Here is a 16147-nt window from a genome sequence, read left to right as displayed (position 1 = left end):
AAATCATTATACAAAAGCTCAAAATGATCAAACAATTCCTCACGAACTCGATTACAATATCAATAAAGAACCGAACAAGCACCTGACAGGACAGGGAGTGAATGATATGGAGATCGAAAACGAAGATATAGCTGCACAGGAGTCCATATTGGACGTACATATTACGGAAGCAGGATATGAGGCGGGACAATCCACGATAAGGAACATCCGATTACACGTGGCGCCAGGGGAACTGGTGGGTATTATCGGACCGAATGGGGCTGGCAAAAGCACTACCATCAAAACATTGCTTGGCCTGCTAGAGCATGCGAAATATGAAGTAACCATTGGGGGAGACGGACGCTATGCCTATATCCCGGAACAACCTGTGTTTTATGAATATATGACCCTGTGGGAACATCTTGATCTGGCTGCGGCCGCTTATGAGATGGAGGAAGAGGTCTTCGTCACTAGGGCGGAGGAGATGTTGGTTCGTTTCGGCATGGACCACGTTCGCAATGATCTTCCGGCCAGTTTCTCCAAGGGGATGCGGCAGAAAATGATGCTGATGATCGGCTTCCTGTCCTCGCCGGATGTATATATTGTGGACGAGCCTTTCATCGGGCTGGACCCGCGCGCAACCAAGGATTTTCTGAAATTGCTGGACGATGAGCGCCGCCGTGGTGCGGGTGTTCTTATGTCAACGCATGTACTGGATACTGCTGAGCGAATCTGTGATCGTTTTATTCTCATCCATTCCGGGCATTCTGCTGCCGAAGGAACACTGGACGAAATCCGTGCAGCCGCAGATTTGCCGGATGCCTCGTTGTTTGATTGTTTTGACACTCTGACATCCTAATCGGGAAGGCGGGAGAAAGATGGAGACCTCTCGAGCATACACGCCAATTGGTTTATATAGACGCAGACGCAAGGAGCACTTCAATGAACAGTTAAAAAACCTGAAACTAGTAGTAGATTGGACGGTATGGGTGTACCTGCTTATTCCGGGTCTGTTGTATCTCAGCGGATGGTACATGAGTTTATGGTCCAAACCGCTGCCCTCCTGGGCAACCGGATTAACGCTGCCTACACTGACCGGGCTGATCGACATCGTTATGCTTACAGGTGGAATTCTTATATTTGTAGAGGAAGCGGATGTGTTATTCCTGAAATCGCGGTCGCTGTGGATGCGTACATTGATGAAACAGGGGATCTTTCGGGCTTGCTTGCAGCATCTGGGCAAAATGATTGCAATTACGGCGTTGACCTCACCACTATGGTCCCGTGTGTATGACATGTCATTTATCCATATCGTGCTAACAGCGATTTGGTTTGGCACAGTAGCTTCATTCCAGGTCATTGTACTCCATATGACGAAAGTACGTTATACCGGATGGAGACGCTGGCTTCGCATGATCCCTTTAGCTGTTGCAATGGGCATTATTACGATTGGGGTAACATCCTGGACGCATGGACACATCTGGACACAGCTTGCAGGCATTGTGGCCGCATTCCTTCTTCTAATTATGGTTGGCCGAATGAGGCTGGAGATGAAGGGAACCTTTGAGGGCGATGTGCGTGAAGATTTACGAGAAAGGCTAAAGCTTACAGCCCTTTTACTGAGCCGATCTGTGACCAAGCCGAAAGCGCCGCGCACCCGGACGATCATATTCCGCAAGCAGCGCAAGTTGCTGCGTCATCGAACGATCTCTAATCGGACAGCCGAGACGGCATTCAAAGCATTTTTTCGTAACTCATCCACGATGAAATTGTACTTGCAGCTTGGTGGTCTTTCGATCGCTGCCGTTGCTTTGCCGCCTTTCCCGGTCAATGTAATCGTGTGCGGCTTATTGGTCATCATGTTGAGCGTACTTTTTTATCGCTCCTGGGAGGTATTTGCAACCTCGGAGTATGTTCAGCTCGTATCCTACGATTCGGAGGCGTTAAATCGTGCAGGTCTGACCATGGTACGGATGTTGTTCGTCCCGCTGGGGATTTTAATGGGATTTTCACTGGGAGCAGCCTGGCTAGGCTGGCTTGAAGGTATCGTTACGGCTGCGGCTGTCGTAGCATTCGGGCTGTTCGTCCTGTCTATAACAGGCTGGATTCGGTACATCCGATCCGCTTAGTTGATATTCTTCCTTGTACAGTAGCATATCAGATGAAGTAACTGACCATGCTATAGGAGACAGATCTTACGATTTTGAAAGTAAGGGATCAGCTCTCGCAAGGAGGAAAAAAATCATGATGGATGATAGTGAACTTCAGGTGCATTTTGCAGACAGTGCAGCGTTACTCTCTGCGCAGGCAACTTTGGAGGAACTGGGGTATAAGCCATACCAGTCAGGACCGCTTGAATTGTATATTCCTACAGATCGCCAGGATACGCAATCTGCTGTGGAAATCGTACAGTCACATGGTGGAAGTGCGGTGTTTCTCTCCGAAACAGATGGATTGGATCAGTTTCAGAATATATCCATTCCGGCTCATCTCGTGAATGAAGATTGGAATGAAGGTTATGCGAGCGGAATCCAGGGGAGCAATTCCGATCAGGAGATGCATAACCGGGATGAAGATCCGACATTCGATGACTCAGTCGATGGTTTCTCGGGCAGTGTGAAAGCGTAAATACAACATGAGCAACGATGCTGTGTGCCTTGTTGATCACAGTGATTCTGGATTGCTTGCATCTAAAAAAACCTCGAAACCCCACCGATAGCGGGATTTCGAGGTTTTTTCATCTCTTATTGTTCAAGTCATGAGCGAGCGTTTTTATACTCTGCAGCATGCATGCCAGCCGTGTACCCCGTAGAGAAGGCAGCGGTAATATTATAGCCTCCCGTGTAGCCATGAATGTCCAAAACTTCACCGCAAAAGAATAGTCCCGGCAGCAGCTTGGATTCCATAGTTTTTGGGTATATCTCCTTTAAGTGGATTCCCCCGCCAGTAACAAAGGCTTCTTTGAGAGAACGAGTTCCGTCTGCGCGGAAGGTAAAATCTTTCATTAGCCCCACTAATGTACTTAACATACCTTTGGGAAAATGGTGGAACGTGAGGTCTTCGCTGATTTCCGCACGCTTCATCATCAATGGAATCATGCGCTCAGGAACCCATGTTTTGAGTATGTTTTTGACGGCCTTTCGGGATTCTTGCTCCAGCACCTGCTGAACCTGGGCTTCCAGAGCACCGGCAGACAGATCCGGGAACAGATCAATACTCATCGTGACCTGGGGGTTCCCAGATTTCATTTGCACCTTGCGAATGAACTGGCTGCAACGAAGCGCGATCGGTCCTGATACGCCAAAATGGGTAAAGATCATATCTCCGCGATGGGAGATAACCGATTTGCCTTTGGCATCTAGAACAGATAACCCGACATCCCGCAAGGATAAACCTTGCAGTTCTTTGGATTGAATCCAGCTCTCGCCAGACACAATTGGTACTTCCGTCGGATATAGCTCTGTAATCGTATGTCCAGCCGCTTCAGCCCAAGGATAGCCGTCCCCGGTTGATCCGGTTTGGGGGACTGATTTGCCCCCGGTAGCAATAATAACAGAGCGTGCAAGTACCGTTGCGCCAGAAGCCAGCTTTACGCCCTGCACGTGTTGACCGTTCTGAATTAATTCCTTAACCGGCTGTTTGGTGCGAATCTCTACCCCAAGAGAAACGATTTTGCCTACCAACGCATCAACGACCGTTTTGGCTTTATCGGTTACCGGGAACATTCTCCCGTTATCCTCCTCTTTCAGGGCAATACCGAGATTTTCAAAAAAACGCATAATTCCCTGATTGTCCAGATTCTGAAATGAACTATATAAAAAGCGTCCATTGCCCGGAATGTGCCGGATCAGTTCATCCGTCTCCTTGGCATTGGTCACATTGCAGCGACCGCCGCCAGAGATCCCGAGTTTGCGGCCGAGTTGATCTCCTTTATCCAGCAAAAGCACCGAGGCTCCATGCTCGGCAGCGGCAACACAGGCCATGAGGCCCGCAGATCCACCGCCAATTACAATGACATCATACATGCTTTATTACCCTCTTTTTTCATTGATTTTGTCTGTTTTCCGAAAACTCTGTCTACTCCTGCCTGTTTATGAAACAATACAAATGTATTAGCAGTTCTATTATGCAGTCTTAAGGGATATATTGTAATATACTGTCGCCTATGTTTTAATCAGAAATACATGAGGGAATGTGCAGGCAGAGGAGGGAGATGGCATTGTGGTTGCGTTGAAGGACATTCTTTTACAAATACTGCTTGCAGGAGCTGCGGTATTCCTGATTCCATTATTGCACTTGGGGCTCTCCAAGCAGGCGGTCGCCAAGGCAGGATATCATAGGATGGTACAACACAGTTTTGCCGCAACCAGTGTGGTAAGCATGTTGCTGTGTCTGCTTTTTGCCCACTATGGGAGTCCGGTGTCAGTTCCCATCTCCTTGGGTATTGTGCCCCTGACGCTCGTCATATTGTATTGCAGGCCTCGAATAGGCCTAACGCTGTCTCTTCTCCAGATACTCTTCTATTTTCTCTTTGCGCATCCCTATAATCTGTACGGATTTCTACTTCAAACGGGCATTCTTCTCTATCCTATTGTATGGTTGTCTGCCAAACGATTCAAGCATTATACACGTTCACGCAAAATGGGAACAGTTATCGCTCTGATAACGGCAGAGCTGGTTGTGGCCAGTATACTGTATATCCCGTCCATAGAAAGTCAGCCGACATTCTCAATAGTACAGTGGGTGTTGCTAGCTCTGGGATATACGATCGGCGCAATCATTGCCGGAAGTCTTAGTATGCTCTGGATTGAACAGATGCAACATCACCGGGGGCTTGAGCAACATTTGTCCGAAGTTCATCACAGATACATAGCCGAAACGGAAAAGCTTAACCAAATTTTGAATGCCGTTCCTTTATCCATAGCGACCGTAGATAAGGAGGGGACCGTGCAGTTCGTCAACGATACCATGGAGCAAACAGCGCGGGATCAACTGCCTTGCACAACAACACCGGATTTGATTGGGCAACCTGCGAGTCAGTTTGTTGAACAAGCCCAAGCAGATAAGATGGAGAGCAGTATTCGTAAAGCCATTGTTCATGGAGAAGTGAGTGGGCTGACGATGCGTTACGGTTCAAACGTGTTCCAGTCCCGGACCGTTCCTATCTACGCGTATTCAGCAGAACTGCCAAGAGAGGCTATTGGAGCCATGTTGATCATTCAGGATATCACTGAACTTGAAATGCTGCGAAGCGAGCTTGATAATGTGGATCGCCTTAGTCTTGTAGGCCAAATGGCCGCAAGTATTACCCATGAGGTACGAAATCCGATGGCGGTTGTGCGTGGTTTTCTTCAATTAATGCAGGAAAAGAGCCCAGAGTCCCTGGATCACTATTACCGGATTGTTCTGGAGGAGCTTGATCGGGCGAACAGCATTATTAATGATTTTCTGTCATTGGCTCAGAATCGAATTGCTGAGAAAGAAGAATCCCAGCTGCATGATATCATCCATGAACTAAGTCCTTTGTTATGGGCGGATGCAAATTTGCGAGGTCAGAGTATTGAATTCATGCTGGCTCATAATGTGCCGAAGCTGCATCTGAATTCAAAGGAAATCAAACAAGTGGTACTTAATCTGGCTCGTAACGGGATGGAAGCCATGAATGAAAAAGGGGTACTTACACTTGAGACTCGGTTGGTGGATGACACTGTGGAGCTATGTGTGCGAGATACAGGCCCAGGTATTCCTAGAGTGAAGCAGGAGAAGCTGTTCGAACCTTTTTTTACGACCAAGGCCAAAGGGACCGGACTGGGATTATCCATGTGTCTGAGCATTGTCGAACGGCATAACGGAACCATTACCATCGAATCGGAGGAAGGTCAGGGTACAACGTTCAAGGTTGCATTTCAACGCTGAACTCCAAGCATGTTTTGCCAAGGAATGAGACATAATATTGAAGGAGAAGCCTTTCCGCAGGCGGTGTTTGAACCTTGCTTTCATTGATTAGGGATGTATAATAGGAATAGCACAAAAGCATTTAATCTTTTAAATAATAGAACTCACATGTTTAAGGAGTGAAACCGAATGTCTATGTCATTTGATCAATACATGAAAGATATGGTTCAACCGATGCGGGATGATCTGACTCGTTTGGGAATTCAGGAGCTGCGTACTCCAGAAGAAGTTGAAGCAAGTTTGCCGGATGCCAAAGGTACCGCTCTGGTTGTTATTAACTCGGTCTGCGGATGTGCTGCAGGTCAGTGCCGCCCAGGTGTATCCCAAGCACTTCAGCATGATATTACACCAGATCACCTGTACACAGTATTTGCCGGTCAGGACAAGGAAGCTACAGCAAAAGCACGTGAATACTTTGCACCGTATCCTCCATCTTCACCTTCCATCGCTCTGATGAAAGACGGAGAACTCGTTCACTTTATTGAGCGTCATCAAGTGGAAGACCGTTCTGCGGAGGAAATTGCGGCTGAGCTCACAAGTGTGTTTGACCGTTACTGCCGTTAATTAGCTCAAGAAACGCCCCGCCTTTCGGATGACCGATGCCGGGGCGTTTCATTTTGAGCAAATAGGGTTATTGAACCATTCGGACCTTTCAAAATGGACATCAAATTTCATTAATTTAGAAACGGGGTGTGTGAACGATGAGTTTGCAACAACAGATCATCGCTGAATTGAAGGTTAAACCAAGCATTAATGAAGAAGAGGAAGTGCGCAAGCGCGTTGACTTTCTCAAAACCTATGTGAAAAATGCCAATTCCAAAGGGTTGCTAATCGCAATCAGTGGCGGGATTGACAGTGCTGTAGCTACGGCGCTTTGCAAAAAAGCAACGGACGAGCTTACAGCAGAAGAGAATAAGGAATACAAAACGCTGGGTGTTTTCCAGCCTTACGGTGAGCAATCGGACATCGACCATAGCTATGCTGTGGCAAAAGCCTATGACCTGAAGCATGTCGTAGAAACCAACATCGAAGATGCAGTTAACGAGATTGCACTGGAAGTGGAGCAAGGTTTCAAATCCATGGGCAGCCCGCGTCATATGACTCACCAAGGCAAAGGGAACGTGAAAGCGAGAACCCGTATGGTGATGCAATATGCTCTGTCCTTTGAGGAAAACCTGCTGGTTGTCGGAACAGACCATGCCTCTGAAGCCATCACGGGCTTTTACACCAAATGGGGTGACGGCGCCGTGGATATTACACCACTGAGCAGCCTGAACAAACGTCAAGTGCGTCAGCTGGCTGCGTATTTGAACGTGCCACAGGCCATTTTGGACAAGGCTCCATCAGCAGGACTCTGGGAAGGCCAGACCGATGAAGATGAACTGGGCATTTCGTATGAAGCGAACAGTGACTATCTGGAAGGCAAACAGATTGATCCGGCTGCACAGGAACGTCTTGAAGCATTCTACACGCGTACCCATCACAAACGTAATGCCATTCCTGGCATCTAATATGGATTGCAAGCATGCCATGATATGGACAAAGCAAGCATCTGAACAGAAAAGAGTCACTGCACAAGGCAGCGACTCTTTTTGTTATGCAGGACTAGTGAATCCAGGTTGCGATCTGGCGAAGGGTTTCGGCGATTGCCTGCTCAAGCTGCGGCGTCGATTCCTTGAATGGATGCACAGTATTAAAGGTATGATTTCCGCCGGGAATCTGATGCCACGGGATATCAGGGCGAGCCTGAACCAGTGCAGCCGAGCCGTCACGAAGCCGTGTGCCATCCTCTGTTCCCTGAATAAGTGCCACACGCAGTGGGGATGAAGCCAAGCGATCAATAATGGCGTAACGCTCCTTATGCGCGTCCAGGTCTTCCAGAATGGACATGTCCAGAGGCATCTGCTGGCCGGTTCGCCCGTTCGTGACATGGCTGCGGCCATGTGTTCGCATTTCTTCTTTTTGCTCAGAGGTAAAGAGATCCAGGTTGGTTACGCCGTTCCAGGAAATTACGCCTGCAATCTGCTCGGGATGATCAAGCGCGTACACGAGGCTTACACCTGCACCGCGGCTATGTCCAAGTAGAAATACCGGCAGTCCGTTAAGTTCAGGCTGTGTGGACACATAATCAAGCAGCGTTGCCAAATCGGTAAGCTCCCGGCTGTACGTATTGACTGCAAACTTTTCAAGTTCAGAAAATTGCTCCAGATCTTCTCCAACACCGTTGTGAGAGAAATTAAAGGTCAGGACGTGATAGTCCTCGCTTAGTTGCGATGCAGCGTAGGGGAACATGCCCCAGTCTTTGAAGCCTTTGTAACCGTGAGCCAGGATAATGATTCCTTGAGCGGGTTGCCGTGCAGTGAATATATTTCCGCGAATGACGGTATCTCCGCCAGCAGGCAGTTCAAATGCTGTGGACATATCTTATTCCTCCTAAAGTTTCATCTATTGCTGATTCATATTTTAACATAAATGGTAATGTGGACGAAGGTACTCGCATCCGTGTGCGCCTCCTGCTACAATAGAATACGTGTTCGGATAAGTTACGGATCAGATGACCGAATGGAGATCGTTTACAGCATAAAAGGTTAAGCGGGTGAAGCGTTGATGATATATGGCATTGGAAACGACGTGCTGGAGATTGGACGTATGCGCAAGCTGTTGTCAGGTCGCCACGCGGAAGCGTTTATGAAGCGAGTTTTAACGCCTGCAGAGCGGGAGATTGCGGATTATCGGGGAAAACGGATGGTAGAGTTTGTATCCGGCCGATTCGCAGCAAAGGAAGCGGTGTCCAAGGCGTTTGGGTGCGGTATTGGAAGCATGATGAGTTTTACCGACATTAAAGTGCTGCCTGATGCGAAAGGACGTCCCGTTGCCACGCTGTCTGATGAAGCATGGGAACGACTGCAACTGCCATACGGCAAACAGTATGATATTCATTTGAGCATTACGCACCAGACGGAGCTGGCGGCGGCCTTTGCTATTGTGGAGCAAATGGAGAAGACGTTGCCCGGATCTGAACAGTAATAATGTGGGAAACGTGTGAAGAACGTAAGCATGGTAACAGGAGAGGACGGGAATATGGGGTTATTGGAACAGAAACGACATTTCAGCGTGAATTTGCTGGATTGGTATATGGTCAACAGACGGGATTTGCCGTGGCGTCGCCACAACAATCCTTATTTTACGTGGGTATCGGAAATTATGTTGCAACAGACTCGGGTGGATACGGTGATCCCGTATTTCAACCGTTTTATCGGGAATTTTCCAACCGTACAGGCTCTTGCTGAAGCACCAGAAGAAGAGGTTTTGAAAAATTGGGAGGGACTCGGATATTATTCGCGTGCCCGCAATCTTCAGGCAGCTGCCAGACAAGTCATGGAGCTGCACGGTGGGGAGATGCCGCAGGACAAGCAGGCAGTCTTTGCGTTAAAAGGGGTGGGCCCGTATACAGCCGGGGCCATTCTCAGCATTGCCTTCAACCAGCCGCAGCCAGCGGTGGATGGCAATGTGATGCGGGTCCTGTCCCGATACTTCCTCATTGATGAGGACATTATGAAGGGCAGCACCCGGGTTTTGATGGAAGAGCTCGCGGGAGAGCTCATTCCGGAAGGGCGTGCGCGTGATTTCAATCAGGCGCTGATGGAACTTGGCGCGCTGGTGTGCACGCCCAAAGCGCCGCACTGCCTGACTTGCCCGGTCATGGAGCAATGTTCCGGCCGCATTGCCGGACGGGAGCTCACGCTGCCGGTCAAGACCAAGGCAAAGCCGCCGCGCCCTGAGCAGCGGCTGGTCGCCATTGTGGAGGGCCGCGGTGCTCATCGCGGCCGTGTGCTTGTGCGCCAGCGCCCAGCGACGGGCCTATTGGCCCGCATGTGGGAGCTGCCGCATGTGCTGGCGGCGCCCGCCGCAGCCGGCAAGGCGGCGGGGCCGCTGGCAGATGAGCCGGCCATGGCTTTGCTGGCCGGCAGTATGTGGGCGGAAGGCTTCGCTGCCCGCCCGGAAGGGCTGGCTACCCATGCGGAGCATGTGTTCAGCCACATTGTCTGGAGCCTGCAGGTGTACAAGTGCACCGAGCAGGACCAGAGTAACGAGCTTCCGCTGATCGCCGCGGAAGCCAGAGCCGCCTACGACACACAGGCGGCAGCCAAGGAAACCACTGCGCCAGCCCAAGCATCGGAGCCAGGCATCACCGATGCAGCCAACATCTTTGGCTCGCTTGATGAGCAGGGCGAGCCGTTGTCAGCATTGGCCACAAGTAGCCCGGCGCATGATGTAATGACAGGCAAAGGCGATGGCCTGACCTATCGCTGGATTGGTCCGGAAGATATGGACAAGATGGCATTTCCGAACATATTCCTGAAGCTGATCAGCAGTTATTTTGCAGGGGCATATGACGATGTTAGTGAGTAATGGGCGCTTGCCATACAAATATTAAATCAACCAACGTGCAGCAAACAAAAGCACACAAAAAAAGCCTGATTCGGTCGCGTTGACCAAATCAGGCTCTTCTATTATGCTGGCAGTCTTATTTAGCTGCAGCGTAACGTTTGTTTACTTCGTCCCAGTTGATTACATTCCAGAAAGCACCGATGTAGTCAGGGCGTTTGTTTTGATATTTCAGGTAGTACGCGTGCTCCCATACATCCAGACCCAGAACCGGAGTCAGACCTTCGAAGAGAGGGCTATCTTGGTTAGGTGTGCTAGTGATGGACAATTTGCCATCTTTACCAACTACGAGCCAAGCCCAACCGGAACCGAAACGAGTTGTAGCTGCTTTTGCAAAATCTTCTTTGAATTTGTCAAAGCCACCCAGTTCGCTATCGATTGCTGCTGCGATGTCGCCAGTAGGAGCGCCGCCGCCGTTAGGTCCGATGATTTCCCAGAACAAGCTGTGGTTAGCATGTCCGCCACCATTGTTGCGAACCGCTGTGCGGATACCTTCAGGTACGCTGTCAAGGTTAGCAATCAGATCTTCCAAGCTTTTACCTTGCAGTTCAGGAGCGCTTTCCAGAGCTGCGTTCAAGTTCGTTACGTAAGTATTGTGATGGCGATCGTGGTGAATTTCCATCGTTTGCGCATCAATATGTGGTTCCAGTGCGTCGTTAGCGTAAGGAAGTGCTGGTAATTGAAAAGTCATAGTGAAATACCTCCTGAGATTTTTGAATTTTTGTTAAGGTCAGCCTTTTGCATAATTCAGTTTGAATCGCTTCCGGGACAAGTTCTAGACGAATAGGTTCACTTCGATCTATATCTTGCTGAGTGAAAGTCGCTCATAGGATTTATGCAAATTGCCCAGGTACCTATGTAATAATACCCTTGTCACTAATATTAAACCGCATTCGGGCTAATTAAGCAACATTTTTGTTTATTAAGTCCCCCCCCCAGACGTTAATCCATTCATGGGTCAGAGATAACAAACATATTTTACCCATTATGAAACTATTTATGTGATTTTAGGCGTTTAAATAGAGAAAAAGTTTAATATTCGGATGTAAACGGTTACAATTAAGCGCTTTCAAAAGAAAATGCGTGTTTTATGGCGTAAAGTATGGTTTAATTGACGAAGAAGCGGTATTTTCTCGTTTTTTGTCATTATATGAACATTGGGTTTTTGGTAAAAAGGGGAGCCCCTTTTTGTAAAACCTCATCTAAGCTAACGAAAAGGGAGATTTAAGACATGCACGTTCGTTCCTTTCAGTTGAGTGATGCAAGCCAGATGACAGAGCTTCTCCAGGTTGCACTATCGGAAGAGTGTTATGAGAACACGATGGGCCCGTTTGCCCGTCAATTGTCATGGGATTCTGACCTGATCATGGTTGCGGAAGAAGAGGGAGACCTCGTTGGCGCTTTGATCGGTACGATTGACCACAACCAGGGATGCATCTATCGTATTGCGGTCCATCCAGACTATCGTCGCCGCGGAGTCGGCAAAAAACTTGTCGAGGCCATGGAACAAAGGTTCCAGCAGCGTAAAGTCAGTCAAATATGGGTGGCGGGTGATGAGCACAACAAAGTAGCCATGCCTCTATATGAAGCAATGGGTTACGGTGCCAATCAGATTATGAGCGCTTTCCAGAAACTTAGTATCTTGTCAAAAGCTTAGTTTGCATGGTTAAAAAAGAAATATAACAGATTTTCATTTCATATTAGGCGTATCTTTCAACGTGTAACAACGTGAGGGATATGCCTTTCTATTTATATGGGTGCTATTCACCGATTATTCCCCTTTTTTCGCTACTTCTGAACGCCATTCCATTTAACTTCATCCCTAGTTTAATTGTCTTAATCGCGGTGTTATTCACCCTTCAAGTTGTGCTGGTGCTCATAACCAATTGTTTCAGCCTTGTAAATGAAGTAGAATTAAAAGGATTATGATCACTCGATTTTGGTAATATCAGAACATATAAACACGGAGCGTCAGCTTCCTGATATATCAAGAAAAGCTTTCACTATACGGAATCTGTCTCCTTGAAAGTACGTCGATCGACGTTTTTCTTCACAAAATGGATAAACGAGGTGTCTCTTTGAATTCCAACAATCTTTCAACGGAGCATGTGGCCTCCAAGGAACGAAACGGTCCGGGAGTGCCCGAACAACCGGGGAAATCCTGGGGTGCAGAGCTTTGGGACTGGGTGAAAACCATAGTGATTGCTTTTGTAATTATGATGCTGTTGAACCTGTTTGTATTCAATCTTTCAATGGTCAAAGGTCAATCTATGCAGCCTACGCTGGTTGAGCGGGATCGTCTGTTTGTAAATAAAATTGTATATGATTTTGGAACGCCGTCCCGATCAGATGTCATTGTGCTTCGTGATCCAAGCGAAGGTGTGGAGAAAAAAGATTTTCTGGTCAAACGGATTGTCGGGCTTCCCGGTGATACGGTTGAAGTAAGGGATCACCATCTGTTCGTGAATGGAGAGCAGCAAGCGGAAACGTACACGGATACGGAGGTTCAGGACCCTGATTTTGGACCAATTACGCTGGAAGCGGATCATTACTTTGTGATGGGAGATAACCGTCATGAAGGCAAGAGCAAGGATAGCCGTGTGTTTGGCAGCATTACATCCAGTGAAATTGTAGGCAGGGCGGAGTTTATTTTTTGGCCGTTCTCGGAAATTAAAAAATTGTAAAATGTTAGCAGGACAAGGACAACAACTTCACGCTGCATTTTGCGTTAAACGATATAGACTCGGTTTCTTTTTAGCTCCGGTATGTCCGACTTGTATATCGAAATCAGCGCCTGTCCTCCCAATTGAGGCGGGCGTTCACTATTTACGGAATTAGCGTGGAAGAAGAGAGGGAAGAGATATGACGAGTGTACAGACCGGAGCAGCAAAAGCAGCAGCTGTATGGGAGAAGTTAAAACAAGAGATTAAGGCAGCTGCTCCCGAGATGGGTATTGATGATATAGGGTTTGCTTCGGCGGAGCCATTCGTGACATTGAAATCCATTCTGGAGCAACATCGGGCGAAAGGATTCGAGTCCGGATTTGAGGAGCCTGATATTGAGAAAAGGATACGTCCAGAGTTGAAAGATGGCGAGCCTGCTTCGCTCATTGCGATTGCTGTGGCTTATCCTTCGAAGATGGTCAATCCTCCGAAGTCGGAGCCGGGTGCATACCGCGGTATTCTGGCTCGTTCCGCCTGGGGGCAGGATTATCACCAAGTCCTGCGTGCCGCGATGGACAAGCTGGTTCATTTTATACGTGAACGCGTACCTGAAGCCATGATCGAAAGTATGGTAGACACGGGGGCGTTGGTGGACCGTGCCGTTTCCCAGCGTGCGGGGATTGGATTCAGTGCCAAGAACTGTGCCATTATATCGCCCAAATTCGGTTCATGGATCTTTCTCGGCGAACTGGTCACGAATATCCCATTTCAGCCAGATAACCCGGTGACCGAGGATTGTGGTGAATGTACGAAGTGTATTGATGCCTGTCCAACAGGAGCACTGGTAGGGCCGGGACAACTGAATGCACAGCGCTGCATTTCGTTTGTGACCCAGACGAAAGGCTTTGTGGATGAAGAGTTTATGCTCAAAATTGGCAACCGTCTGTACGGTTGTGATACCTGTCAGATTGTCTGTCCGAAGAATCGGGGTAAAAACTGGGACCACCATCCTGAGTTTCATCCCGATCCGGAGATTGTAAAACCTTTGCTGATACCGCTGCTTGACATCGGTAACCGTGAATTCAAAGAGCGCTTCGGCCAAAGTTCCGCCGCTTGGCGGGGCAAGAAGCCAATCCAGCGTAACGCCGTAATTGCCCTAGGCAATTTCAAAGACAAAACCGCTGTACCCAAACTAACGGAGGTACTGAAGCGCGATCCGCGTCCCGAGCTGCGGGGAACTGCAGCTTGGGCGCTGAGCAGAATTGGAGGAGAAGACGCAATGAGAGCCATTGGGGAAGCTGCCGCTAACGAACAAGATGGGAACGTGCTAAGCATGCTGCAGAAGGCCAAGGAACGACTGAGTTCGTCCCAGACCTTACCCGATAAGTCTCAGGTAGAGCCAAAGAGCAACGATAAGCCTGAGGATCAGAAGGAACAGAACGAGACATCCGAACAGGAAAACGGGCAGACGACAGAGCCTGTAAAACCAGAAGCTGCAGCATGGAAACCGTCAGCTGTAACAGGCCTGCATGGTACGCCGGTATATTACGATGAGGTGCTGACACCGATCGGTACACTTACGCTCTGTGCTACGGATAAGGGCCTGTGTCATATTGATTTTGGTGCATTCCATGTGCGCGAGGCGCATCTGCAACAATGGGCCCGTACATGGATCGGCGAATATCGATATGAGAAAAATGAAGAGAAGCTGAGCGAAGCTGCACAGCAGTTGAAGCAGTATTTTGCTGGAGAACGAAAAGCATTTGAACTGAAGCTCGATTTGTTTGGAACACCATTCCAGCTACAAGTATGGCAAGTCCTGTCCGATATATCTTATGGAGAGGCCTCAACACACCAACAGGTTGCGGAAATCATCGGTAGGCCCAAAGCTGTTCGAGCAGTTCTGGATGCCATTAGTAAAAATCCGATACCGATTATTATTCCCTGTCACCGCATCAGCGGTAAAGACGGAACCCTGGTGGGTTATGTAGGCGGGCTGCAAACCAAAGAGCAATTGCTCACATTGGAGCAGCAATCGTAAGAGCGGGGGACGTTCATGAAGTATGTTAACGTGGAGAGCGTGGAGGCGGGGGAGCTTCTGGGCAAAACCATATATTCCGGCAACGGCACAGTATTGCTGTCTGCCGGAGTCCAGCTCACCGTATTTATGGTTAATACGCTGAAGCGTATTGGCGTGACCATGCTGTACATCCAGGATGAAGCGTATAAAGATGTGGATACAGAAGACATTCTGGATGAAGCCACGAAAAAGGCAGTAATTAATGAAATGAGTGTTACACTCGATTCTATCCGTTCCGGAAAGGACTGGAGCCCGAAGAAGGTCGCCATCAGCATAGATAAATTGTTGAATGATGTTCTGAACGGGCGTGAACTGCTTGTTCAGCTCACAGATATTCGGACCAAAGATAACGCACAGTATGTTCACGCCATGAATGTATGTTTGCTGTCTTCTGTCATAGGTCTGAATCTGGGGCTTAACTATGTGCAGCTCAAGGATCTGGCCGTCGGAGCTCTATTGCATGACATCGGCAAAGTGGGGGAGCCACCCGGCAGCGGTTCAGCAGCGAATTCTTCCCTGCATCACACGTGGAAAGGATTCGAGTTGATCAAATCCAAACGGGAGTTCAATCTGCTTGTGGCACATACGGCTCTACAGCATCATGAGCATGTGGATGGTACGGGACTACCGAGGGGGATCAAGGGAAAAGACATTCATCTTTTCGCTAAAATCGTCAGTGCAGCTAACACGTATGATAATCTGATCAATGGCCTTTCGGATAGAAGGTTGCTGCCACATGAAGCCTGTGAAGAGATGATGGCGATGTCGGGCACGAAGCTGGATCGTGACATTTTGATCGAATTCAACCGGAGTGTGTCCGTGTATCCGAATGGAACAGCAGTTCGATTATCTACCAAAGAGACCGGAGTCATTGTACGTCAGCACCGGGGGTTGCCCGGCAGGCCGGTCATTCGGGTGGCACGTGGCAGTACACGTTATGATCTGGATGTGATTGAAGTCGATCTGGCTCAGCATACAACCGTTTTCATAGAGGCGGTACTGATGTAACTTATAAGGATGT

15 protein-coding genes are annotated in these 16147 nt (G+C 48.6%); 12 read left to right on the top strand and 3 right to left on the bottom strand.

All coding sequences use genetic code 11. The features are described from left to right. The first annotated feature begins 106 nt into the window (after positions 1–106). From ACFVQB_RS23360 to ACFVQB_RS23350, 3 genes are all read left to right on the top strand, one after another. On the top strand, positions 107–838 hold the full coding sequence (locus ACFVQB_RS23360; RefSeq protein ID WP_379444733.1) for an ABC transporter ATP-binding protein: 732 nt from the start codon (positions 107–109) through the stop codon (positions 836–838). A gap of 19 nt (positions 839–857) precedes the next feature. Further along, positions 858–2108, top strand: coding sequence for an ABC transporter permease (locus tag ACFVQB_RS23355; protein WP_379444730.1), 1251 nt, complete (start codon positions 858–860; stop codon positions 2106–2108). Between the two features lie 115 nt (positions 2109–2223). Further along, positions 2224–2607, top strand: coding sequence for a hypothetical protein (locus ACFVQB_RS23350; protein WP_379444726.1), 384 nt, complete (start codon positions 2224–2226; stop codon positions 2605–2607). Between the two features lie 128 nt (positions 2608–2735). Here the strand turns inward: ACFVQB_RS23350 and ACFVQB_RS23345 are convergent, their stop codons facing one another. Continuing rightward, entirely contained in the window at positions 2736–4004 is a 1269-nt protein-coding gene (locus ACFVQB_RS23345) for a BaiN/RdsA family NAD(P)/FAD-dependent oxidoreductase (protein ID WP_379444722.1), read from the bottom strand. A 196-nt stretch (positions 4005–4200) separates the two neighbouring features. On the opposite strand from ACFVQB_RS23345, the gene ACFVQB_RS23340 reads away from it, so the two are divergent. The 3 genes from ACFVQB_RS23340 (at position 4201) to nadE (ending at position 7445) form a co-directional block, all read left to right on the top strand. Continuing rightward, a complete protein-coding gene (locus ACFVQB_RS23340) occupies positions 4201–5895 on the top strand; it encodes a two-component system sensor histidine kinase NtrB (RefSeq protein ID WP_379444719.1) in 1695 nt (564 codons plus the stop codon). A gap of 168 nt (positions 5896–6063) precedes the next feature. Then, positions 6064–6498, top strand: coding sequence for a BrxA/BrxB family bacilliredoxin (locus ACFVQB_RS23335; protein ID WP_053779648.1), 435 nt, complete (start codon positions 6064–6066; stop codon positions 6496–6498). A 137-nt stretch (positions 6499–6635) separates the two neighbouring features. Then, complete coding sequence (gene nadE, locus ACFVQB_RS23330) at positions 6636–7445, top strand: ammonia-dependent NAD(+) synthetase (protein WP_063567821.1); 810 nt, start codon at positions 6636–6638, stop codon at positions 7443–7445. Positions 7446–7539: 94 nt separating this feature from the next. On the opposite strand, the gene ACFVQB_RS23325 is transcribed toward nadE, so the two are convergent. Beyond that, entirely contained in the window at positions 7540–8355 is an 816-nt protein-coding gene (locus ACFVQB_RS23325; RefSeq protein ID WP_379444713.1) for an alpha/beta hydrolase family protein, read from the bottom strand. Between the two features lie 186 nt (positions 8356–8541). Here ACFVQB_RS23325 and acpS point away from each other — a divergent pair, with 186 nt between their 5' ends. After that, the gene (gene acpS, locus ACFVQB_RS23320; protein ID WP_379444709.1) at positions 8542–8961 is read left to right on the top strand and encodes a holo-ACP synthase; all 420 of its coding nucleotides are present in this window, start codon (positions 8542–8544) and stop codon (positions 8959–8961) included. 54 nt (positions 8962–9015) lie between these two features. Beyond that, positions 9016–10347: an A/G-specific adenine glycosylase gene (gene mutY, locus ACFVQB_RS23315; RefSeq protein WP_379444704.1), complete on the top strand. Its 1332-nt coding sequence runs from the start codon at positions 9016–9018 to the stop codon at positions 10345–10347. Between the two features lie 115 nt (positions 10348–10462). Here mutY and ACFVQB_RS23310 read toward each other — a convergent pair whose 3' ends face one another. Further along, positions 10463–11074, bottom strand: coding sequence for a superoxide dismutase (locus tag ACFVQB_RS23310; RefSeq protein WP_024632995.1), 612 nt, complete (start codon positions 11072–11074; stop codon positions 10463–10465). A 540-nt stretch (positions 11075–11614) separates the two neighbouring features. On the opposite strand from ACFVQB_RS23310, the gene ACFVQB_RS23305 reads away from it, so the two are divergent. From ACFVQB_RS23305 to ACFVQB_RS23290, 4 genes are all read left to right on the top strand, one after another. After that, positions 11615–12040, top strand: coding sequence for a GNAT family N-acetyltransferase (locus tag ACFVQB_RS23305; protein WP_024632996.1), 426 nt, complete (start codon positions 11615–11617; stop codon positions 12038–12040). Positions 12041–12461: 421 nt separating this feature from the next. Next, positions 12462–13067, top strand: a complete 606-nt coding sequence (gene lepB, locus ACFVQB_RS23300; RefSeq protein WP_379444699.1) for a signal peptidase I — start codon at positions 12462–12464, stop codon at positions 13065–13067. Between the two features lie 178 nt (positions 13068–13245). Beyond that, the gene (gene queG, locus ACFVQB_RS23295; RefSeq protein ID WP_379444696.1) at positions 13246–15087 is read left to right on the top strand and encodes a tRNA epoxyqueuosine(34) reductase QueG; all 1842 of its coding nucleotides are present in this window, start codon (positions 13246–13248) and stop codon (positions 15085–15087) included. Positions 15088–15102: 15 nt separating this feature from the next. Beyond that, complete coding sequence (locus tag ACFVQB_RS23290) at positions 15103–16134, top strand: HD-GYP domain-containing protein (RefSeq protein ID WP_379444692.1); 1032 nt, start codon at positions 15103–15105, stop codon at positions 16132–16134. Positions 16135–16147 lie beyond the last annotated feature (13 nt).

The organism is Paenibacillus sp. NPDC057886 (assembly GCF_042796655.1).
Taxonomy (GTDB): Bacteria; Bacillota; Bacilli; order Paenibacillales; family Paenibacillaceae; genus Paenibacillus.
This window is presented reverse-complemented; position numbering and strand designations above follow the sequence as displayed.

Excerpts from the sequence above, each read along its gene's own strand:
- ACFVQB_RS23325 (WP_379444713.1), bottom strand. The coding sequence starts at position 8,355 with ATGTCCACAGCATTTGAACTGCCTGCTGGCGGAGATACCGTCATTCGC.
- nadE (WP_063567821.1), top strand. The coding sequence starts at position 6,636 with ATGAGTTTGCAACAACAGATCATCGCTGAATTGAAGGTTAAACCAAGC.
- ACFVQB_RS23290 (WP_379444692.1), top strand. The coding sequence starts at position 15,103 with ATGAAGTATGTTAACGTGGAGAGCGTGGAGGCGGGGGAGCTTCTGGGC.
- ACFVQB_RS23305 (WP_024632996.1), top strand. The coding sequence starts at position 11,615 with ATGCACGTTCGTTCCTTTCAGTTGAGTGATGCAAGCCAGATGACAGAG.
- ACFVQB_RS23345 (WP_379444722.1), bottom strand. The coding sequence starts at position 4,004 with ATGTATGATGTCATTGTAATTGGCGGTGGATCTGCGGGCCTCATGGCC.
- mutY (WP_379444704.1), top strand. The coding sequence starts at position 9,016 with ATGGGGTTATTGGAACAGAAACGACATTTCAGCGTGAATTTGCTGGAT.
- ACFVQB_RS23350 (WP_379444726.1), top strand. The coding sequence starts at position 2,224 with ATGATGGATGATAGTGAACTTCAGGTGCATTTTGCAGACAGTGCAGCG.
- queG (WP_379444696.1), top strand. The coding sequence starts at position 13,246 with ATGACGAGTGTACAGACCGGAGCAGCAAAAGCAGCAGCTGTATGGGAG.
- ACFVQB_RS23335 (WP_053779648.1), top strand. The coding sequence starts at position 6,064 with ATGTCTATGTCATTTGATCAATACATGAAAGATATGGTTCAACCGATG.
- ACFVQB_RS23360 (WP_379444733.1), top strand. The coding sequence starts at position 107 with ATGGAGATCGAAAACGAAGATATAGCTGCACAGGAGTCCATATTGGAC.
- acpS (WP_379444709.1), top strand. The coding sequence starts at position 8,542 with ATGATATATGGCATTGGAAACGACGTGCTGGAGATTGGACGTATGCGC.
- ACFVQB_RS23310 (WP_024632995.1), bottom strand. The coding sequence starts at position 11,074 with ATGACTTTTCAATTACCAGCACTTCCTTACGCTAACGACGCACTGGAA.
- ACFVQB_RS23355 (WP_379444730.1), top strand. The coding sequence starts at position 858 with ATGGAGACCTCTCGAGCATACACGCCAATTGGTTTATATAGACGCAGA.